This window comes from Streptococcus sp. SCPM-O-B-15294 (M123), from assembly GCF_058200455.1.
Genome location: NZ_JBYQGU010000001.1, coordinates 103,199 through 123,743 on the forward strand (window position 1 = coordinate 103,199; position 20,545 = coordinate 123,743).

The 20,545-nt window shown below is 44.3% G+C and carries 23 protein-coding genes and 2 tRNA genes; 22 read left to right on the forward strand and 3 right to left on the reverse strand.

Annotated elements, in window-relative coordinates; genetic code table 11:
* Window positions 1-42: 42 nt before the first annotated feature.
* The 17 genes from secA2 (at window position 43) to rsmA (ending at window position 14,568) form a co-directional block, all read left to right on the forward strand.
* On the forward strand, window positions 43-2,418 hold the full coding sequence (secA2, locus tag AC3E8G_RS00370; RefSeq protein ID WP_490676749.1) for an accessory Sec system translocase SecA2: 2,376 nt from the start codon (window positions 43-45) through the stop codon (window positions 2,416-2,418).
* A gap of 10 nt (window positions 2,419-2,428) precedes the next feature.
* Window positions 2,429-3,943: an accessory Sec system glycosyltransferase GtfA gene (gtfA, locus tag AC3E8G_RS00375; RefSeq protein ID WP_490676750.1), complete on the forward strand. Its 1,515-nt coding sequence runs from the start codon at window positions 2,429-2,431 to the stop codon at window positions 3,941-3,943.
* Window positions 3,927-5,282: an accessory Sec system glycosylation chaperone GtfB gene (gtfB, locus tag AC3E8G_RS00380; RefSeq protein ID WP_233331764.1), complete on the forward strand. Its 1,356-nt coding sequence runs from the start codon at window positions 3,927-3,929 to the stop codon at window positions 5,280-5,282. The genes gtfA and gtfB overlap by 17 nt, the downstream gene beginning before the upstream one ends.
* The gene (gene asp4 / locus AC3E8G_RS00385) at window positions 5,275-5,463 is read left to right on the forward strand and encodes an accessory Sec system protein Asp4 (protein WP_233331763.1); all 189 of its coding nucleotides are present in this window, start codon (window positions 5,275-5,277) and stop codon (window positions 5,461-5,463) included. Before gtfB ends, asp4 begins: the two co-directional genes overlap by 8 nt.
* 1 nt (window position 5,464) lies before the next feature.
* Window positions 5,465-5,689 (forward strand): accessory Sec system protein Asp5, encoded by a 225-nt coding sequence (asp5, locus tag AC3E8G_RS00390; RefSeq protein ID WP_233331762.1) that lies wholly within the window; start codon window positions 5,465-5,467, stop codon window positions 5,687-5,689.
* A gap of 186 nt (window positions 5,690-5,875) precedes the next feature.
* Window positions 5,876-6,424, forward strand: a complete 549-nt coding sequence (locus tag AC3E8G_RS00395; RefSeq protein ID WP_023024535.1) for a carboxymuconolactone decarboxylase family protein — start codon at window positions 5,876-5,878, stop codon at window positions 6,422-6,424.
* Between the two features lie 142 nt (window positions 6,425-6,566).
* Window positions 6,567-7,484 (forward strand): TDT family transporter, encoded by a 918-nt coding sequence (locus AC3E8G_RS00400; RefSeq protein WP_490676751.1) that lies wholly within the window; start codon window positions 6,567-6,569, stop codon window positions 7,482-7,484.
* A 110-nt stretch (window positions 7,485-7,594) separates the two neighbouring features.
* Window positions 7,595-8,290 (forward strand): CPBP family intramembrane glutamic endopeptidase, encoded by a 696-nt coding sequence (locus AC3E8G_RS00405; protein WP_414286325.1) that lies wholly within the window; start codon window positions 7,595-7,597, stop codon window positions 8,288-8,290.
* 106 nt (window positions 8,291-8,396) lie between these two features.
* Complete coding sequence (gene rnpA, locus AC3E8G_RS00410; protein WP_048690882.1) at window positions 8,397-8,738, forward strand: ribonuclease P protein component; 342 nt, start codon at window positions 8,397-8,399, stop codon at window positions 8,736-8,738.
* Window positions 8,739-8,742: 4 nt separating this feature from the next.
* Window positions 8,743-9,558 (forward strand): YidC/Oxa1 family membrane protein insertase, encoded by an 816-nt coding sequence (locus AC3E8G_RS00415; RefSeq protein WP_048715693.1) that lies wholly within the window; start codon window positions 8,743-8,745, stop codon window positions 9,556-9,558.
* Window positions 9,559-9,573: 15 nt separating this feature from the next.
* Window positions 9,574-10,524 carry an RNA-binding cell elongation regulator Jag/EloR gene (jag, locus tag AC3E8G_RS00420; RefSeq protein WP_414286326.1) on the forward strand — a complete coding sequence of 317 codons (951 nt, stop codon included), beginning with the start codon at window positions 9,574-9,576 and terminating at the stop codon, window positions 10,522-10,524.
* Window positions 10,525-10,609: 85 nt separating this feature from the next.
* Complete coding sequence (locus AC3E8G_RS00425) at window positions 10,610-11,230, forward strand: HI_0552 family protein (RefSeq protein WP_414286327.1); 621 nt, start codon at window positions 10,610-10,612, stop codon at window positions 11,228-11,230.
* 170 nt (window positions 11,231-11,400) lie between these two features.
* A complete protein-coding gene (gene rpmH / locus AC3E8G_RS00430) occupies window positions 11,401-11,535 on the forward strand; it encodes a 50S ribosomal protein L34 (protein WP_003003086.1) in 135 nt (44 codons plus the stop codon).
* Between the two features lie 122 nt (window positions 11,536-11,657).
* Window positions 11,658-12,428, forward strand: coding sequence for a TatD family hydrolase (locus AC3E8G_RS00435; RefSeq protein WP_490676752.1), 771 nt, complete (start codon window positions 11,658-11,660; stop codon window positions 12,426-12,428).
* The gene (gene rnmV / locus AC3E8G_RS00440; RefSeq protein WP_490676867.1) at window positions 12,400-12,984 is read left to right on the forward strand and encodes a ribonuclease M5; all 585 of its coding nucleotides are present in this window, start codon (window positions 12,400-12,402) and stop codon (window positions 12,982-12,984) included. Before AC3E8G_RS00435 ends, rnmV begins: the two co-directional genes overlap by 29 nt.
* A 20-nt stretch (window positions 12,985-13,004) precedes the next feature.
* Window positions 13,005-13,631 (forward strand): immunity protein Imm33 domain-containing protein, encoded by a 627-nt coding sequence (locus AC3E8G_RS00445; RefSeq protein WP_490676753.1) that lies wholly within the window; start codon window positions 13,005-13,007, stop codon window positions 13,629-13,631.
* 61 nt (window positions 13,632-13,692) lie between these two features.
* Window positions 13,693-14,568, forward strand: a complete 876-nt coding sequence (gene rsmA / locus AC3E8G_RS00450; RefSeq protein WP_490676754.1) for a 16S rRNA (adenine(1518)-N(6)/adenine(1519)-N(6))-dimethyltransferase RsmA — start codon at window positions 13,693-13,695, stop codon at window positions 14,566-14,568.
* 46 nt (window positions 14,569-14,614) lie between these two features.
* Here rsmA and AC3E8G_RS00455 read toward each other — a convergent pair.
* The 3 genes from AC3E8G_RS00455 to AC3E8G_RS00465 all read right to left on the reverse strand — a co-directional run bounded on the left by AC3E8G_RS00455 (window position 14,615) and on the right by AC3E8G_RS00465 (window position 15,830).
* A tRNA-Ser gene (locus AC3E8G_RS00455) sits at window positions 14,615-14,703 on the reverse strand.
* Between the two features lie 4 nt (window positions 14,704-14,707).
* Window positions 14,708-14,790, reverse strand: a tRNA-Leu gene (locus tag AC3E8G_RS00460).
* Window positions 14,791-14,909: 119 nt separating this feature from the next.
* Window positions 14,910-15,830, reverse strand: a complete 921-nt coding sequence (locus tag AC3E8G_RS00465) for a CPBP family intramembrane glutamic endopeptidase (RefSeq protein WP_414278688.1) — start codon at window positions 15,828-15,830, stop codon at window positions 14,910-14,912.
* Window positions 15,831-16,160: 330 nt separating this feature from the next.
* On the opposite strand from AC3E8G_RS00465, the gene rsgA reads away from it, so the two are divergent.
* From rsgA to AC3E8G_RS00490, 5 genes are read left to right on the forward strand one after another with little or no spacing between them, the layout of a single operon-like run.
* Window positions 16,161-17,039 (forward strand): ribosome small subunit-dependent GTPase A, encoded by an 879-nt coding sequence (gene rsgA, locus AC3E8G_RS00470; protein ID WP_414279550.1) that lies wholly within the window; start codon window positions 16,161-16,163, stop codon window positions 17,037-17,039.
* 15 nt (window positions 17,040-17,054) lie between these two features.
* On the forward strand, window positions 17,055-17,714 hold the full coding sequence (gene rpe, locus AC3E8G_RS00475; protein WP_023024510.1) for a ribulose-phosphate 3-epimerase: 660 nt from the start codon (window positions 17,055-17,057) through the stop codon (window positions 17,712-17,714).
* Window positions 17,674-18,339 (forward strand): thiamine diphosphokinase, encoded by a 666-nt coding sequence (locus AC3E8G_RS00480; RefSeq protein ID WP_490676755.1) that lies wholly within the window; start codon window positions 17,674-17,676, stop codon window positions 18,337-18,339. The genes rpe and AC3E8G_RS00480 overlap by 41 nt, the downstream gene beginning before the upstream one ends.
* Before the next feature lies 1 nt (window position 18,340).
* Window positions 18,341-19,597 (forward strand): DNA recombination protein RmuC, encoded by a 1,257-nt coding sequence (locus tag AC3E8G_RS00485; RefSeq protein WP_314368989.1) that lies wholly within the window; start codon window positions 18,341-18,343, stop codon window positions 19,595-19,597.
* Window positions 19,584-20,534, forward strand: a complete 951-nt coding sequence (locus tag AC3E8G_RS00490; RefSeq protein ID WP_129269931.1) for a 3'-5' exoribonuclease YhaM family protein — start codon at window positions 19,584-19,586, stop codon at window positions 20,532-20,534. Before AC3E8G_RS00485 ends, AC3E8G_RS00490 begins: the two co-directional genes overlap by 14 nt.
* The last annotated feature ends 11 nt before the right edge of the window (window positions 20,535-20,545 follow it).

A 20,545-nucleotide genomic window follows, 5' to 3' on the forward strand; every position in this document is an offset into this window, starting at 1 on the left:
TTCTGATATAGATCAAGCAGATGGATAGTAAATGAGGACCCAGTGGATTCTATAAAATTGAAAAAAATAAAAAAGATCTTAAATGAGGTGAATAGCTGGAAAGATCGGATGTCCCAGTTGACAGACCAGCAGTTACAAGAAAAGACAGAGGAATTCCGCCGCCGTTTCCGACAAGGAGAGTCACTAGACGATTTGCTAGCAGAAGCTTATGCAGTCGTGAGAGAAGTCTCTCAGAGAGTCTTGGGGATGTTTCCTTACGATGTTCAAGTCATGGGAGCGATCGTCCTCCACCAAGGAAATATTGCAGAGATGGAAACCGGGGAAGGAAAGACCCTAACGGCAACCATGCCCGCCTACCTGAATGCAATAGAAGGGAAGGGGGTTATGGTGATTACCCCCAATACTTACCTGGCAACTCGTGATGCGGAAGAAATGGGTAAGATTTATCGTTTTCTAGGTTTGACAGTTGGAGTTCCACTTCAAGATACTGAGGGCGAACTCTCCCCAGCTAAGAAGCGGTCGCTCTATCAATCTGACATTGTCTATACCACCAATAGCAGCTTGGGGTTTGATTATCTTTCAGAAAATTTAAGCGCCTCTGTTGATGGCCAATTCCTGGCAAATTTAAACTATGCGATTGTAGATGAAATCGATTCTATCTTATTGGATAGTGCTCAGACACCCTTAGTGATTTCGGGCTCTCCTCGCGTGCAGTCCAATCTATATGGGATTGTAGACACCTTGATCCGAACCTTCAAAGAAGGTGAAGAGTACAAGGCCGACGGGGACAAGAAACAGGTGTGGTTGACCCCAAAAGGTGTAAAAGCAGCCGAGGCTTTTCTATCCCTGCAGCATTTGTATGATCCTGAGCACCGTGATCTTGTCCGCCATATTAGTCTGGCTTTACAAGCACATCAACACTATAAAAGGGACAAGGACTATGTCGTCCGTTCGAATAAAAAAGGAGAACAGGAGCTTGTACTTTTGGATCAAGCAACGGGGCGTCTGATGGAATTGACTCGTCTTCAAGGGGGACTTCATCAGGCTCTTGAAGCTAAGGAAGGACTTTCATTGACACCAGAGACACGGGCCATGGCTTCGATTACTTACCAAAATTTATTCAAGATGTTTCAAAAACTTGGCGGTATGACGGGAACCGGGAAGGTTGCAGAAGCTGAATTTTTGGAGACCTATGCCATGTCAGTGATTCAGATTCCAACCAATCGAAAACGGGTTAGGCAGGATCTTCCAGATGAGATATACCAGACCTTGCCAGAAAAAGTCTATGCTTCTATGGCCTACATCAAAGAAGTCCATGCAAAGGGAAACCCGATTTTGATCTTTGCCGGCTCGGTTGAGATGTCTGTCTTGTATTCAAACCTTCTCCTTCGTGAAGGAATTCCCCATAATCTGTTGAATGCCAATAAGGCTTCTCGTGAAGCACAGATCATTGCTGAATCTGGGCAAAAAGGTGCAGTGACCGTTGCGACCTCGATGGCAGGTCGGGGGACAGATATCAAATTAGGGCAGGGTGTAGCTGCCTTAGGTGGTTTGGTTGTCGTCGGGACGGAGCGGATGATGAATCGCCGGATAGATCTCCAGATTCGAGGACGATCAGGACGTCAAGGAGATCCTGGAAAAACCAAGTTTTTTGTCTCTCTGGAGGATGATTTAATCAAACACTGGGGGCCAAACTGGATCCAAGATAGGTGTCAAGATTACGACGTAGAGGATCGACTTCGAAAAGCCAAACCTCTAACCCGGAGGAAATACCAACGCATCGTCGCTCAAGCTCAGGATGCGAGTGAAAGTGCTGCGCAAACTAGTCGTCGATTGACCTTGGAGTTCGCAGAGAGTATGAATATTCAACGCGATTTGGTTTATAAGGAACGGGATCGGTTGATCAGGCTGGACAGACGTTTGGATGGATTAATCGAGAAAATTGCTCGGGAAGTGTTTGCCCAAGTGGCTAAAAATAAGAAGTATCAAGACCCGATTGCCTTCTATCACTATATTTTAGATCATATCAGTTATCAGGTTAATCCTGCTCAGATCCATCAAGCCTTTCCTTCCAGGCAGGCAAAAGAGGATTTCCTCTGGGAGCTAGCCCGCTCGGAGTTGCTTGCTAAATATCAAAGGCTGGAATCCGATGAGGTAATTGCTCAGTTTCAACGGATGGTGCTCTTAAAAGCTATTGACGAAAATTGGGTGGAACAAGTGGATTATTTGCAACAATTACGGGTGGCCTTGTCTGGTCAGTACGCCAGTCAAAAGAATCCACTGGTCGAATTTTACCAAGAAGCCTCTTTATCTTTTGATCGGATGAAGGCTTTGGCAAAAGAGCAGATGGTTCGCAATCTCTTACTCAGTCGAGTAGAAATCAATACAAAAGGGGAAATTGTCCTGTATTTCCCATAAAAGAGGATTTATGACAGTATACAATATCAATCTTGGGATTGGATGGGCCAGCAGTGGCGTCGAGTATGCACAAGCCTATCGGGCCAAGTTGCTAAGACAGATCCAAGAACCTGCAAAATTTATTTTTATGGATATGATATTAGCAGACAATATTCAACACTTAACAGGGAATATTGGATTTAAAGACCATGAAATCATATGGCTCTACACCCATTTTACGGATATCAAAATTGCGCCAACCACTTATACGGTGGATCAAGTCCTGGCTGGGTTCGCTGGGAAGCTAACGCGAGAAGAGACCACGGGGAAGGTGAAGCGCTATTTCTATGAAGACCAAGACAGTTTTTTGACCTGCTATCTTCGGGACGAAAAGAGTCCTTATGTAGAGCGCTGTGAGTATGTTTCCAGAGGGATTCTAGTCAGAAAAGACTATTTTTCCTATACTCGCTACTGTACAGAGTACTTTATCCCTAAAAATAATCAAGCCAACTTGATTGAACGACGTTTCTACAATGAAGATGGAAGTGTGGCCTATCGGATGCAGTTGGCAGATGGTCAGGAGATTTACCGTTTTCCAGATCGTTATCTCCTGGGTCGGCAGGAATTGATCCGCTACTTCATGCAAAGTCTCAACTTGACCAAACAAGATCTGGTGATTTTGGATCGGGAGACTGACATCGGCCAACCTATTTTTGAAGAGGCCCAAAAAGCTTGTCTAGGAGTCGTGGTCCATGCGGAGCACTATAGTGTCAATCATACCGATGATCAATATATTTTGTGGAACAATTATTACGATTACCAATTTACCAATGCGGACAAGGTGGACTTCTTTATTGTCGCAACCGATCGGCAAAAGGAAGTTTTAGCAGCGCAGTTTGCCAAATATACCCCTCATGCTCCTGTTATTTACACCATTCCGGTAGGAAGTCTCGCCAGTCTACCGCAAAACGACTCTCGTAAACCTTTTTCTCTGATGACTGCTTCGCGTCTGGCGACAGAAAAACACATCGACTGGTTAGTTCGAGCAGTTGTCGAAGCAAAAAAAGAGCTACCGTCCCTTTCTTTTGATATTTATGGAAAAGGCGGAGAGGAAGGTAAGTTGCAATCACTAATTGAAGAGTTAGGAGCGACGGACTATATCCAGCTCAAAGGCCATATGGACTTGACCGATATTTACAAAGATTATGAAGTCTACCTTTCGGCTTCTACCAGTGAAGGCTTTGGCCTGACCTTGATGGAGGCCATTGGTTCTGGTCTTCCGATCATTGGCTTTGATGTGCCTTATGGCAATCAGAACTTTGTTAGAGATGGGGGAAATGGCTACCTGCTTCCGACTGAACCAGACCAGGTTGTGGATAGGATAGCGAGGTCCTTTGCTGAAATGATCTGCTTGCTATACCAGAGCCAAAAGATGCCATCCATGCGTCAAGCATCTTATGCGCGTGCAGAAGATTTTCTAACCAGTAAGGTTGAAAAAGCTTGGTCTCAATTGATTGAGGAGGTGACCCATGCTGAACGTATTTGATCGGTTTTCGCGTGAAAGCCAAGATCTGCTCTATTCTTTACAAAGAGCAGGTTACATGCATCCAACGATCGTCTTGGAACCGAATGGCTTTTTACCTGATGGAGTAGAGTCGCCTTTTCTTTACTTTTTAGGTCGACCAACAGGTGAAAAACGGGGGCGCTTCTTTAACGAAATTTTAGTCCCTGATTTTTGGGAAATCACTGGTGATGCATCTGGTGGACGGATTTCCTACTACGGCCAAGAAAAAGCACGCATCTATTACCAAGATACTACTCATAAACGAATCGTCGAACGGGTAGAGTGGTTCCATCAAGAGGGACAAGTAAGCGCAGTGGATCACTATGATCAATACGGTCGAAAAATAGCGGTGACCACTTGTGATGGTCAGGGCAATCCTTTGTTAACCACCTACTTTGAAGAAGAGATGGAGCGCCTAACAGAAAATCATCAAACAGGTGATCTGATTTTGACGCTGGATCATGAGCCCATGCGGATTTTCAAAAATCGACTAGATTTCTATGTCTTTTATGTCCAATACCGAGGATTTGCTCTGGATCAAGTGCTCTTTAATACGCTGGCTCAGTCTTTTGCTTTGAGTTTGCAACTTGGCAAAATGGGACTGGTAGGCCGGGATGTCTTGGTTTGGCAAGAGACATTACAGGATAGTCTGCCAGGCAATATGCAACTGATCCTTAATAGTCCAGAGATACGGACGAAGAAGATTTTCATCCCTCAAAGGGAGACCTATCGCCGTGCCCTAGAGTTGGTATCACCAGAGCAAAAGGATTGTTTTGCCCCTCTTGGTTATATCTATGATTTTGCTGTCAAAGACGATATTCGCAAGGATGCTTTTGTATTAACAAATTCAGATCAGATTGAAGCCTTGCCTTATTTGTTAGAGCACTTACCGGATGTGACCTTCCGAGTTGCTGCTGTGACAGAAATGTCACCAGAACTCATGTCTCTGGTCCGCTACCCCAATTTGGTCTTGTATCAGAATATTAGCCAGAAACGGATCAAGGAGCTCCTTCACCAATCCAGTATCTATCTAGATATCAATCATTTTGGGGAGGTACAGGGAATTGTTCGTAAGGCCTTTGAGCACCAACAGCTGATCCTAGGCTTTGAACAGACCTTACATGACCCGCCTTATCTTGCTCAAGAAAATGTCTTTAGGCAAGGAGAAAAAGACGAACTCGTGGCACGCATCAAGGAAGTTTATCAATCAATAGAGAACTACCGACACGCAGTTTCAAATCAAATTGCACAGTCTAATGCGATCGAACAGGCAGAGTTCCGTTCGAGATTCCAAGAAGGGATAGGTGATAGAGATGTCTGATCAGAAGAAGGACTTGTTCTATAAAGAAGTAGAAGGACGGATGAATGCGCTGAAGCGACGATCCGCAGAAAAAGAGAAAGCAACGCGCTCAGAAACCGTCAACCTGACTTTAAATGTTGTCATCGGTTTCGTTATCTTGTTGGGGGTGTTGCTTACCCTTTTCCGAGTTTTTGGAGGCTAAGATGGAAATGCTATTTGTTGTGCTGATTTTTCTTTTATCGATCAGTCTAATCTTGTTGGTGATGTTTCAACCTCGTCAACAACAATCGCTGTCAACAGATGCGACCAGTAACCTAGGGAAACCAAGCTATTGGCTAGCCCGTCGAGGGATCAAGCTAGCGACGCTGATCGTTAGTGTCCTCTTCTTTTTAATCTTGTTTATCTATCTGCTCTTTGCACGGGTTTAGAAGGATAGGAAGGACCTTCTTCTTGAAGTAGCGGCTTTGAATGGGAACAGAAGTGGGATTGTCACGTCTCAATCTTTTCTTCCTGGTGATAACTATTTTTTATGGAAGTTATATGAAATATATATTTTTCAAGCTTCCATTTCTATGATAGACTAAGTGTCACCAAGAGAAAAAAGAGGTACATTTATGACAACATTCCAGATTCATACAGTTGAGACAGCACCAGAAGAGGTAAAAGAGGTTCTTGAAACCGTCCAAAAAGATAATAACGGCTACATTCCGAATCTCATCGGTCTTTTAGCTAATGCACCGACAGCTTTGGAAGCTTATCGTACAGTCGGTGCGATTAACCGCCGCAACAGTTTGACACCAGTTGAACGTGAAGTGGTCCAAATCACTGCAGCGGTGACCAATGGTTGTGCCTTCTGTGTGGCAGGTCATACAGCGTTTTCGATCAAGCAAATCCAAATGAACGATGACCTTCTTCAAGCTCTGCGCAATCGTACTCCAATCGAAACTGATCCGAAACTGGACACCTTGGCTAAATTCACCCTAGCAGTGATCAATACCAAGGGGCGCGTTGGGGATGAAGCCTTAGCTGAATTTTTGGAAGCAGGTTATAGTCACCAAAATGCTTTGGATGTGGTGCTAGGTGTGAGTCTAGCTAGTCTCTGTAACTATGCCAATAACCTAGCAAACACACCCATCAACCCAGAATTGCAACCCTACGCGTAACCGAAAAAGCTTGTGCGTGACATGATGGAGTTGAGCTAAACAATAAGGAAATGAGAAGTAGCTTTTATGCCTACTTCTTTTTTTGATATGCTTCCTTCTCTTTTATGGTATACTGAAAGCGATAAAATGATTGGAGATCAAGATGAAAAAGATTCCTTTAGCATTTTCAGGCTGCCTGTTAGGTTTAGCAGGGGCTGGAAACCTTCTGTCTGATACCTTCCCAGTTCTGGCTCATTTCTTCAGTTTGACGGGTTTGATCCTATGGGTTTTCTTTTTATGTCACCATCTGATCTACTGGTCAGAAACCAAGATCGAACTACAAGAACCGGCCCTTCTATCTGGGATGGCGACCTTCCCTATGGCTGGGATGATTCTATCGACTTATCTCTTACGACTGTTTCCTACATTTGGAGGACTTGCCCAGACAGTTTGGTGGTCTGCTTTCCTTTTAGATTGTAGCTTAATTTTCTACTTTACCAAGACCCATATTTTTGCAAAACCAAGAGCCAATGCCACCCCTAGTTGGACCGTCCTTTATGTAGGGATTGCTGTGGCAGCCTTGACCTATCCAGTGGTAGGGGTGGTTGAGTTGGCCTATCTGACTCTCGGGTTTGGCTTTGTCTTAACCTTGATTCTTTACCCGCTAATCTATCAGGGATTGAAAACTACCCCTTTACCGAGCCACTTATTGGGGCAAGAAGGCATTTATTGTGCCCCCTTTTCTCTTCTGTTAGCGGCCCTCGTTCGTCTTGGTGGAGCTAGTCTGCCGGTTTGGCTCTTATATATCATGATCGGTCTCTCTCAAGCTTTTTATTTCTTCGTTTTAACGCGTCTGCCCAGAATGATAAAAGAAGGGTTTCAACCAGCCTTTTCAGCCTTAACCTTTCCCACAGTCATCACAGCTACTTCCCTGAAAATGGCCCAAGGTTTATTGCACAGTTCTCTGTTAAGGCCCCTTGTCTGGTTAGAGACCATTCTGTGTCTAGCCATTCTTGTGTCTGTGCTTGTAGGCTTTGTGACTTACAGAAAAGGGGAGAACGAGCATTCCAATAGAAACTAGAGGTCAGAGACGGTTGTCTCGACCTTTTTTGGTTCGCTTTCTAATTGAATCCTAGGAATGATTATGGTAAGATGCAATAAATCATTTTTAATCTCCCTCGAAAGGAATGTATGAAATTTATAAAGACAAAGGCCAAGCTCTTTTATCCACTTTTACTACTGGTCTTCTATATCTTAGTTCGGCCGCAATTTCGCGAGTTGGCCCAACTAGTCAGCAACCAAGTCGGCCAAGCCCTTAGCTATTTTTGGACCCTTCTCTTTTTAGAGGCAGGTTATTTGATGCTTGTTTTTTCATTGGTAAAGAAGTATAGTCCACGTACGGTCTTTCAGTGGGCGAAGAAGAAACAATTCCTTCCCGCTATCTACGCAACTATATTCTCCAGCTGTGCCATCTACTGGCTGGACTATTTTCTCAGTGGGTTCACCAAAGGACGTCTAGCTATTTATCACTCTTTTCCGGTGACCTTGGAAGCCTTAGGATCTTTCATCCTTTTTATCCTAGTGGTCATCATCCGACCGATGACCGTGGAATTGATCTTTCGTGGAGCGCTCGTCCAAGCCTATTTTAAAAAATGGCCCTTCTATGCAAGTGTATGGGCGCCAGCTCTTATCTATAGTGGACTTCAATTCCTTCACCATCCCTTTACTGTTTTGAGTTTTTTGATCTATACCATCCCCGCCCTGATGTTTGGATTATTGAATGAAAAGACGGGCTCCTTGTATTATCCTATCCTTGCTCATATCGGCTTGAACTTTATTTATAGCTTACCCATCGTCTTATCAACCATCCAGCATCACTTCTCCTAGTCGTTTTGACGGCACTGGTGGAGGCTTCAAACCAAGGGCCATAAGGTCGTTGGTTTTTTTTGAAATTATGGTATAATAGAATAAATTTAAAAGAGGGAGTGGGAGTTTGAGAAAAAGCTATCGTGTCAAGCGAGAAAAAGATTTCAATGCCATTTTTAAAAGCGGCAAGAATTGTGCAAATAGAAAATTTGTCATCTACCGTTTGCCACAAGAGCAGCCCCATTTCCGTGTCGGCTTATCCGTGAGTAAAAAACTAGGAAATGCTGTGACACGCAACCGAATCAAGCGCTTGATTCGTCATGTTTTAATGAAGCACCAGGATCATCTTGTAGCAGATGATTTTGTTGTGATTGCTCGAAAGGGAGTTGAAGAACTGGATTTTGATCAGGTCGAAAAAAATCTAGTCCATGTATTAAAATTAGCGCAAGTCTATCGTCAGGAAAGGTAATTACGTGAAAAAGAAACTAAAAGTAGCTAGCTTACTCGGAGGGGCCCTCCTATTATTAACAGCCTGTGGAACGTCTGAAGTGACTTCCCAATCATCAGGAGTTTGGGAAAAATTCGTTTACTTCTTTGCAGAAGTCATTCGTTTCCTTTCTATCGGAGGAAACATCGGAGTCGGGATTATCCTCTTCACTCTCTTGATTCGGACCATTCTCTTGCCAGTTTTCCAATACCAAATGACCTCCTCACGCAAAATGCAGGAGATTCAGCCACTTGTAAAAGAAATCCAGGCCAAGTATCCTGGGAAGGATTTGGAAAGCCGCACTCGCATGTCAGAAGAAATGCGGGCCCTCTACAAAGAAAAAGGTGTCAAGACTTCCTCTGCCTTCTTGCCATTGCTTGTACAAATGCCAGTCTTGATGGCCTTGTTCCAAGCCTTGAGTCGGGTAGAATTCCTAAAAGTCGGTCATTTTCTTTGGTTGGATATGAGTGCAACAGACCCAACCTTTATTTTGCCAGTTTTGGCAGCCGTCTTCACTTTCTTTAGTACCTGGTTGAGCAACAAAGCCATGCCAGAAAAAAATGGTGGAATGACAGCCATGATGTATGCGATGCCCGTGATGATTTTCTTCTTCGCTATGTACTCAGCCAGCGGGGTTGCTCTCTACTGGGTAGTTTCCAATGCTTACCAAGTTGGGCAAACTTACCTGTTGAACAATCCATTTAAGATTATTGCGGCGCGTGAAGCAGAGCAACAGGCAATCAAAGATCTAGAAAAACAAAAACGACGTGCATTTAACAAAGCACAGAAAAAGAAAAACTAAGAAGGAGTTTGACAGATGGTCCAATATACAGGAGTCAATGTTGAAGAAGCCATTCAAAATGGTTTGAAAGAATTAGATATCCCGCGCATGAAAGCACATATTACTGTCGTTTCTCGTGAAAAGAAAGGGTTCCTCGGTCTCTTTGGTAAGAAGCCAGCTGTGGTAGACATCGAACCGATTGCAGAGACTACAGTGACAAAAGCCAATCAACAAGCTGTTAAGGGAGTTCCTGAGGAAATTAATGCTCAAAACGAACCTGTCAAGAGTGTCAGTGAAGAGACTGTTGATTTGGGGCGCGTGGTAGCAGCGATTAAAAAAGTTGAAGAAGAAGGCCAAGAAGTTTCTGAAGAGGTGAAGGCTGAGATTCTCAAGCATGAGAAGGCTCCTGAAACCATTCTTGAAGAACAAGGTCATGGAGAAATTCTCGATTCAAGTCTTAAAGAAGCTGAGACCGAGACCCGCCAAACGTCTGATTTTGCTGACTTGGGCATTGAAGTAGAAGAAAGCTATGACATTGAAAAGGTTGTCTCTGATGTCACTGCCTATGTTCAAACCGTTATTGATGAAATGGATGTCGAAGCTAGCATCTCAAGTAGCTACAACCGTCGCACCATCAATATGCAGATTGATACCAATGAGCCAGGCCGTGTCATTGGTTACCACGGGAAAGTTCTCAAGGCCCTTCAATTGTTGGCACAGAACTACCTTTACAATCAGTATTCTAAGAATTTCTACATTGCGATCAACGTTAATGATTATGTTGAACACCGTGCAGAAGTCCTTCAAAGCTATGCGCAAAAATTGGCAAGTCGTGCTCTAGAAGAAGGTCGAGCGCAACATACAGATCCAATGTCTAATAGCGAACGCAAGATCATCCACCGCATTGTATCAAAAATGGATGGAGTCACCAGCTATTCTGAAGGAGAAGAACCAAATCGTTACGTTGTCGTCGATATTGAAGGTTAATCTGCCGTCTAAAAAGGAAAATGCTAAAGGGAGAGAGGAGTGAAAGCTTGCTCTCTCCTTTTCTGTCTGAGAAAGGAAGACCAAAATGTATAGTAAGATGAGAGACTTTTTGAATTGTCAGGGGATCAAGTACCTGGCTCCTGCTAAAGCTGGTGAGGAAGCAGAGCGAATGGTTGGGTATCGCGAGTTAGGGCAAGAAGCTCGGCAGGAATTCACCCGTTTGGTCAGCGATTTTCAGAAGCTCTTTCCGCATTTAAAACAAGATCGGACCAGTCAGTGGATGAATCAAGCTCAAATTCTTCGCCCTCATTTTTGGGCTTATCTCCAAGGAGAGGGAGAGATCACGGATCCGATGTTTGCCTTGCGACTTTATGGAGATGCGAAGGACTTTGGTGTGTCCCTGGAAGTAAGTTTTATCGAACGCAAGAAGGATGAGGAGAGTCTACAAAAGCAGAACCGCGTTTTAAATCTTCCGGTTTCTTCACCGATCTATTACTTCGCGCAAATAGAAGGTGTCAGTCAACGATTCCAAGGGACAGAAGCCAATCGCCTGAGACTTCAAAAAGGTGTGGAAACTGGCCAGGTCCGAAAGGTCTTGGTAAAAGTCGATGTCAATCTATCGCAAGCGACGAGTCGAGATGCCATTCTTGAGGAATTAAAAAAAGGAATGGCTAGCTTGCTTCCTTACTATGAAGCGACTCGTTAAAGGATAGAAAGAGAAGCCCAATAAAAGCGGTATCATTGAACCAGACCCAACAAATTTTTCATAGCTATTGACAAACAGGCGTGAATCAGATAGAATAGTAAAGTATGTTTAGTAACTGATCACATTATAGCCGGCTAAACGAATACAAAATCTATGAGGAGGTATTCATCGTGAAACGTACTTATCAACCAAGTAAACTTCGTCGTGCGCGCAAACATGGTTTCCGTCACCGTATGGCAACTAAAAACGGTCGTCGCGTATTGGCAGCTCGTCGTCGTAAAGGACGCAAAGTTTTGGCTGCGTAATTCAGATAAAAAACTAAAAACCAGTAGAAACTCGAGACTACTGGTTTTTGTTTTGCCAAAAGTGTATTCAGCTAGGCTTTCTGTTATAATAGAGTGAGAAAAAATCGAAGAAAAGGATCCATATGCAAATTTTTGATACCCATACTCACCTCAACGTTGAAGAGTTTGCAGGGAGAGAAAAAGAGGAATTAGAACTGGCTAAAGAGCTGGGAGTCACTGCCCATAATGTTGTTGGCTTTGATAAACCAACCATCGAACGAGCAATAGCCTTGGCCGACCAGTATCCGGAAGTTTATCTCACACTTGGTTGGCATCCCACTGAGGCGGGCGACTATAGTCCTGAGGTAGAGGCTTACCTACTGGAACAGTTGAAACATCCTAAAGTTGTCGCCTTAGGAGAAATCGGCCTGGACTACCACTGGATGACGGCACCAAAAGACGTTCAAGAAAAGGTTTTTCGTCGTCAGATCCAACTGTCTAAGGATTTGGACTTGCCTTTTGTAGTGCATACGCGTGATGCTCTCGAAGACACTTATGCCATTATCAAGAGTGAAGGAGTGGGTCCACGCGGTGGCATCATGCATTCTTTCTCAGGAAGCTTAGAGGAAGCCAAGAGCTTCATGGATCTGGGAATGATGATTTCCTTCTCAGGTGTAGTGACGTTTAAGAAGGCGACAGATGTCCAAGAAGCCGCAGCTGGCCTTCCGCTCGAAAAGATTTTGGTTGAGACAGATGCCCCTTATCTGGCACCAGTTCCTAAGCGGGGCCGGGAAAATAAAACAGCCTACACCCGCTATGTAGTGGATCATATTGCAACATTACGTGGCTTGACGACAGAGGAAGTGGCTCAAGCCACCTATGACAATGCGAGAAAGGTATTTGGCCTTGACTGAGAAAAGAAAAATACCAGAAGTGATTGTTGTTGAAGGCAAGGACGATACGGCCAATCTGAAACGCTATTATGAGGTGGATACTTATGAGACACGTGGATCCGCCATTAATCAGGATGACCTCGAACGAATTGCCACCTTGCAGAAGCTGCGTGGAGTTATTGTCTTTACGGATCCGGATTACAATGGGGAACGGATTCGTAAGATCATCATGCAAGAAATTCCGCAAGCCAAGCATGCCTTTTTAAATCGTGGCGAAGCAGTACCCAAATCTAAGACCAAGGGGCGTTCTCTTGGAGTGGAGCATGCCAGTTTTGAAGACTTAGAAAAAGCCCTTGCTGGACTGGTGGGCTCCTATGAAGATGAGCATTTCTTTGATATTACCAAATCAGATCTGATGCGACTCGGCCTGCTGATGGGCAGTGACAGTCGCAAACGACGGGAATATCTAGGAGAAGCCTTGCGCATCGGCTACTGCAATGGCAAACAACTGCTCAAACGCTTGGAGTTGTTTGGGGTAACATTAGCGGAAGTTGAAGAAACGATGGCTAGTTATTAAAAAAGAGATAGAGGTAGAAGATGGGATTGTTCGACCTGTTTACAGATAAGAAAAAAGTGATCGGCTTTTCGTTAGAGAATGTTCAAGTGGAGCACCAAAAGAACCCGCGACATTTTTTGATTCCTAGTCAAGAAGAAATCGACCAATTGAAGCTTGGAGATCAGGTTCGCCTTATCTTTGTGCTGGATACCGTGTTGGAGAATGGGTGTCGAGCAGAGCGTATGTGGGTCGAACTCACCGAAATCCGCGATGGGAAGTTCAAAGGACGTTTAACCAATCAACCGGCTTATATTACCTCCATCCAGCTTGGAGATGAGCTGGAATTTGCCCAGGAACATATCGCAAGCCTGATGGTTCCTCCGCTGAATCTTGATACGCAAAAAGGGGCCATGATTACCAAGGATTGCTTCCTACGACGTGAGATTAATTGGGCGATTCACGATGCACCTCATCATCCACAAGATAGTGGTTGGCAGTTCTTTACAGGTTATGAGTCCCAGGAAGACTTGGACGATCCGTCTAAGATTACCATCATCAGTCTTGAAGAGGCCTTGGAAATAGAGCCCTTGTTGGAAACCGTCTTAGATAAAAATGGGGGAGCTTATGTCTACCAAGCGGAGCAGAATGCTTTTGTGGAAGACTGTTAGACTAGCCTGCGGAGAAAAAAGAGAGTATGTCTCACCCTAAACTGATTAGAAAAGAGAATAAATGAGAATTGCAGATTATAGCGTGACCAAGGCAGTACTAGAGCGTCACGGTTTTACCTTTAAAAAATCCTTCGGTCAGAACTTCTTGACTGATACCAACATCCTTCAAAAGATTGTGGATACTGCTGAGATTGATAAGCAGGTCAATGTCATCGAAATCGGTCCCGGAATTGGAGCTCTCACTGAGTTTTTGGCGGAAAATGCCGCAGAAGTCATGGCCTTTGAGATTGATGACCGCTTGGTTCCCATTTTGGCGGATACCTTGCGTGATTTTGACAATGTCACGGTTGTCAACCAAGATATCCTCAAGGTAGATCTCAACCAGTACATCGCAGAGTTTAAAAACCCAGACCTTCCGATCAAGGTGGTGGCCAACCTTCCCTATTACATCACAACTCCCATCCTCATGCACTTGATCGAATCCAAGATTCCTTTCCAAGAATTTGTGGTCATGATGCAAAAAGAGGTGGCGGACCGCATTTCGGCTGAGCCCAACACCAAGGCTTATGGATCTTTATCCATTGCAGTCCAATACTATATGACCGCTAAGGTAGCCTTTATCGTGCCTCGCACCGTCTTTGTGCCAGCGCCAAACGTCGATTCTGCCATCCTCAAGATGGTGCGTCGCCCAGAACCAGCAGTGGCCGTCAAGGATGAAGATTTCTTCTTCTCTGTCAGCAAGGCCAGTTTTGTCCACCGCCGCAAAACGCTTTGGAACAACTTGACCAGTCGCTTTGGCAAGACCGAAGAAGTGAAGGCTAAACTGGAAGCAGGGATCCAAGCAGCCGGTTTGCAACCATCTGTACGAGGAGAAGCCCTTAGCTTAGAAGATTTCGCCCGCCTAGCAGATGGCCTTCTAGAAGCCGGGATCAAATAATAGAAAAGACATGAGATATGAAGCTCATGTCTTTTTTAATTGTAAAAGGAAAGGACGGGATTTGAACCCGCGCGTGAAGAAAATCCACTTGCCGGATTTCGAGTCCGGTGCCGTACCGAGCTGGGCCACCTTTCCAAGATGCGGAGAAAGGGATTTGAACCCTCACGCCCGAAGGGGCACATGCGCCTGAAGCATGCGTGTCTGCCGTTCCACCACCTCCGCATAGTTCTATTATACTCTTTTTAAAAGAAATGCCAAGAAAAAATAGCATGTTTCTTTTTATCGAACCTATTGAGGAAAAAGAAAGAGGCTGGGAAAATCCAGCCTTTTCTATTTTTTATTTATTCATAACTCAGTTGAGGGTAGAGTTCTTCTTGTTCTGCAGAGGTATCTTTGAGAAGGAAGATGGCCCATAAAAGAGCAAGGATAAAGACGACTAAGCCAGGGATCCCACCTTCAGGTCCAAACTCACCGCCTGTGATAAAGGTCCGGTTTGAAGTCGTAAAGTACATCAGAGAGGATTCACTATCAAAGCCGCTGACATGGAAGCCGTAGACATTTCCCATGATGAAGTTCCAAGCGAAGTGGAAGCCACAAGGTCCCCAGATATTTCCTCTCTTCAAGGCATAGACAGCTGTGAAAAGACCGAAAACGAAGAGATGAACTGTTGAGAGCCAAGAAGCTCCGTTGTTGTTCAAGTGGAAGTAGGAGAACATGGTAGAAGAAATGAGGATGGCTAGGTAAGCATTCTTATGGTAAGAAATAATCGGAATCAACCAACCACGGATATAAATTTCTTCGGCTGCCGTTTGAAAAATATAGCCGATCAGAACCAAGATCCAAGATACGAGGAAAGGAAGACTAAATTGAATGCGGTCGAAACGGACATCACCAGTGATGAAGAAGACGATTAAGACCGTAGTAATCATAATGGCACCGACCAAGACCCCCTTAGCGAATTCGGAGAGACCATTTCCTTTGGAAAAGCCCATGGTTCGAACCGGTCGTTTTTCAATGAGTTTCACCCAGAGGAAGAAGGCGATGATGGTGTAGAGGAAGGACAAAAGATCCAGAATATTCCACCAGTCGGGAATCCAACTTTGTTTGTTCAAAAAGAAGTTTGTGGAAGCAGTACTGATCGGAGACATGTACTGGGTGATGTAGTAGAGAATAAAGGGAGCTAAAAACCAAGGGGTTAAAAACTTCCCTTTTTTTACATTAGAAACGAGAGGGTTACTCTTGGAAAGAAATGAAAAACTCATAAAGGACCTCCTTATAACTGGCAGGGATTAGTAAGAAAGTCAGAAATTAGGCACCAAAAAAGGGATTCTTTCATTACTAATCAGGTAGCTTCGTCAAGAAATGTATCAGTCTCCGTCACTTCCTTTCTACAATATAGTCTGTACTTCCCACGATAGGCATATATATTATATCCTTCCCCTCTATTATAAACCTATCTGAAAACGTTTACAACCCCTTGTCTGCATCTTGCTCAAAAAAACTGGATGGACTTCTTTTTTCCTACCCAAGTCAGCAAGCGCTATCGTATATTTTTTGATATAATGGTAGTATTAACTTTAAAGGAGTGCTAGTTGCAAGGAACGATTGTTAAAGCCTTGGCCGGTTTTTATTATGTGGAGTGCGAGGGAGAAATTTACCAAACACGCGCCCGAGGAAATTTCCGGAAAAAGGGACAAACTCCCTATGTTGGAGATAAGGTAGAATTTTCAGCTGAAGAAAATTCGGAAGGCTATATTTTAAAAATATTCCCAAGAAAGAATAGCTTAGTCCGTCCACCCATTGTGAATATAGATCAGGCTGTCGTCATCATGTCTGCCAAAGAGCCAGATTTTAATGTTAATTTATTGGACCGCTTTTTAGTCCTCTTGGAACAAAAAGTGATTCATCCGATTGTCTATATTTCAAAAATGGACTTACTAGAAGATCCAGCTCAGATGCTTCCTTTCCAGGAAGTCTATCGCAAAATGGGCTATGACTTTGTCACGAACAAGGAAGAGCTCTTGCCTCTCTTGAAGGATCAGGTGACGGTCTTTATGGGCCAAACAGGAGTGGGGAAATCCACCCTCTTGAATACCTTGGCTCCGGAGTTGGAACTAGAGACAGGAGAAATCTCCGACAGTCTTGGACGTGGCCGCCATACGACGCGAGCTGTCAGTTTTTATGATCTCAATGGGGGCAAAATTGCGGACACCCCTGGCTTCTCCTCTCTAGATTATGAAGTCGATAATGCGGAAGATCTGAATCATGCTTTTCCAGACATTGCCAAGGTGAGCCAGGATTGCAAATTCCGTACTTGTACCCACACACATGAACCATCCTGTGCCGTCAAGCCTGCTGTCGAGGAAGGGATCATAGCTTCCTTCCGCTATGAGAATTACTTACAGTTCTTGAGTGAGATCGAAAATAGGCGAGAAACCTACAAAAAAGTATCGAAAAAATTACCCAAATAAGGAGACCTGAAGAATATGAAAACAAACAAATTAGCCCCTTCTATTTTGAGTGCAGATTATGCAAATTTTGAAAGTGAATTGAAGAAATTGGAAGCATCTGGTGCGGAGTACGCCCACATCGATGTGATGGACGGCCACTTTGTGCCTAATATCAGCTTTGGTGCTGGTGTAGTTGCTAGTATGCGTCCTCACAGCAAGCTAGTGTTTGACTGCCACTTGATGGTTACCAATCCTGAGCAACATATCGAAGAGTTTGCGCGTGCCGGAGCAGATATCATTAGCATTCACGTCGAAGCGACTCCACACATCCATGGCGCCCTTCAAAAAATTCGTTTGGCAGGGGTAAAACCAAGTGTGGTTATCAATCCAGGAACCCCTGTTGAAAGTATCCAACACATCTTGAACTTGGTAGACCAAGTACTTGTCATGACTGTCAACCCAGGATTTGGTGGGCAAGCCTTCCTGCCAGAAACTATGGATAAGATTCGTCAATTGGTTCAATTGCGTGAAGAAAAAGGCTTGGATTTCGATATTGAAGTCGATGGGGGAATTGATGATAAGACGATTCACGCTGCGAAAGAAGCAGGGGCAAACGTCTTTGTAGCAGGTTCCTATGTGTTTAATGGAGATGTGAATGAACGAGTTCAAACCCTTCGAGCAGCCATCCAAGACTAAGGTTGCGATTGTAGCTGGAGGCCGAGTGGAAACCATTCCGCTAGACTTGGATGTTTATGTCGGGGTGGATGCAGGTTGCCTTTTCCTATTAGAGCAAGGATTGGAACTATCTTTAGCAGTTGGAGATTTTGACTCGGTCGAGCCAGAAGAATTCCAGAGTATTCAATCTGCGGGTCACGAATTACGGACTTCGGTAGCAGAAAAAAATGATACGGATCTGGAATTGGCGATTAAGGAAGTATTAGAACGTTGGCCTCAAGCAGAAATTCTGATTTTTGGAGCCTTTGGTGGTCGCCTGGATCACCACTTGGCCAGCGTTTTTCTGCCCAGCGATCCAGAGATTGCACCCTTTATGTCGCAACTTTACTTGATGGATCAACAAAATTATCTCTGCTATCGTCCGGTAGGCCGACATACCATTCTGCCTATAGCAGGCTATACCTATGTAGCTTTTATGCCAGTTGAGGGAGCTTCTATCCAGATTGAAGGAGCCAAGTATCCCTTAAATCAGACCAATTATTTTAAAAAGGCTATTTATGGTTCCAACGAGTTTATCAATCAGCCGATTACCTTAACCATTGATCGAGGCTACGCCCTTATCATTTATAGCAAGGATGGGAAATAAGATGGAATTAATCCTTTTTGTATTAGGAGTGGGAAATCTTGTCTTGCTCTTCTTGCTCTACCAGCAACGGACAGCTAATAACAAACAGGTCCGTGACTTACTGGAGGACCAAGAAGATCATCTTTCGGATCAGCTGGATTACCGATTTGAGAGAGAGCGACAAGCTCAGCAAATCACTGGCCAGCAGATAGAGATGGCGATCAGTGACCGTCTTATGGAATTACGGACAGAAATGCATCAGCAAACGACTGCTTTACGAGCAGAACTTGCTGAGAATTTCACTAAAAACCGAGACAAAACGGACGAGCGGATGCAACAGATTCAAGCTTCCAATGATTTGCGGTTGGAGCAGATGCGTCAAACGGTCGAAGAAAAGTTGGAAAAAACCTTGCATAGTCGTCTTCAAACCTCCTTTGAGACGGTCTCCAAACAATTGGAGTCGGTCAATAAAGGTCTTGGGGAAATGCAGACGGTCGCTAGAGATGTGGGAAGTCTCAATAAGGTTCTTTCTAACACGAAAACCCGTGGGATTATGGGAGAACTCCAACTCGGCCAGATCATCGAAGATATCCTAACTCCCGCCCAATACGAGAGGGAGTTTGTAACAGTTCCCCATTCCAGCGAACGCGTCGAGTATGCCATCAAGATGCCTGGTCAGGTCAGAGGGGAATACGTCTATCTGCCAATCGACTCTAAGTTTCCTCTGGACGGTTATTACCGACTGGAAGAAGCCTATGAAAGTGGGGAGAAAGAGGAGATTGAACGGTGTCGCAAACTCCTATTGGCTAGTATCAAACAATTTGCTAAGGACATTCATCAAAAATACCTCTATCCACCTGCCACTACTAATTTTGGGATTCTCTTTTTACCGACAGAAGGGCTCTATTCAGAAGTGGTCCGCGACCCAGCCTTCTTTGATCGCCTCCGAAGAGAGGAGCAGATCGTCGTCGCGGGGCCAAGTACGCTTTCGGCCTTGTTGAATTCCCTATCGGTTGGATTTAAGACCCTGAATATTCAACGAAGTGCGGATGATATTAGCAAGGTCCTTGCATCCGTCAAGACGGAGTTCCAAAAATTTGGAGGCGTTTTAGAAAAGACCCAACGGCAGTTGAAGTATGCCTCTGGCAACATTGATGACCTCTTAAACCGAAGAACAAATGCTATCGAGCGCACACTCCGAAACATTGAAACGTCAGAGAATCTAGATATAGCAAGCCTATTGAATTTAGAAGATGGAGAAGATGATGGTCAAAATTAATCAAATGAAAAAAGACGAATTGTTTGAAGGTTTCTACCTCATTAAGTCAGCAGATGTTCGTCAGACACGTGCTGGAAAGAATTATCTTGCCTTTGTCTTCCAAGATGAGACAGGCACAATCGAAGGAAAATTGTGGGATGCTCAGCCACATAATGTGGAGCAATTTCAGGCTGGGCGTGTAGTCCATATGAGTGGCCGTCGGGAGGTCTACAACAATACGCCTCAGGTCAACCAGTTGACCTTGCGGTTGCCTCAAAGTGGGGAGCCATCGAATCCAGCAGACTTTAAGGAAAAACCTCCAGTAAATCCAGTCGATTTGAAAGATTACCTATCGGGGATGATTTTCAAAATAGAAAATCCAGTTTGGCAACGTGTGGTGCGGGCGCTATACAGCAAGTATGACAAAGAGTTCTACTCTTATCCTGCGGCCAAAACCAACCACCATGCTTTTGAGACAGGCTTAGCTTATCACACAGCCACTATGGTTCGTTTGGCTGAGAGCATCTCTCAGGTGTATCCTCAATTGAACCAGAGTCTCCTCTATGCCGGCATCATGCTCCATGATCTTGCCAAGGTACTGGAGCTATCAGGGCCTGAAAATACAGAGTATACGGTTCGAGGAAACCTCATCGGGCACATTGCTCTGATCGATGAAGAAATTACCAAGGTCTTACAAGAGTTAAAGATTGACGATCAAAAAGAAGATGTGATTGTGTTGCGCCATGTGATTTTGAGTCACCATGGTCTACTAGAATATGGTAGCCCGGTTCGTCCAAAAATCATGGAAGCCGAAATCATCCATATGATTGATAACCTAGATGCAGAAATGATGATGATGACTTCTGCCTTAGCTTTAGTAGGCCCTGGTGAAATGACCAATAAGATTTTTGCCTTGGACAACCGCTCCTTCTATAAGCCAAATTTAAAAGATTCCTAATAAACTGGCCT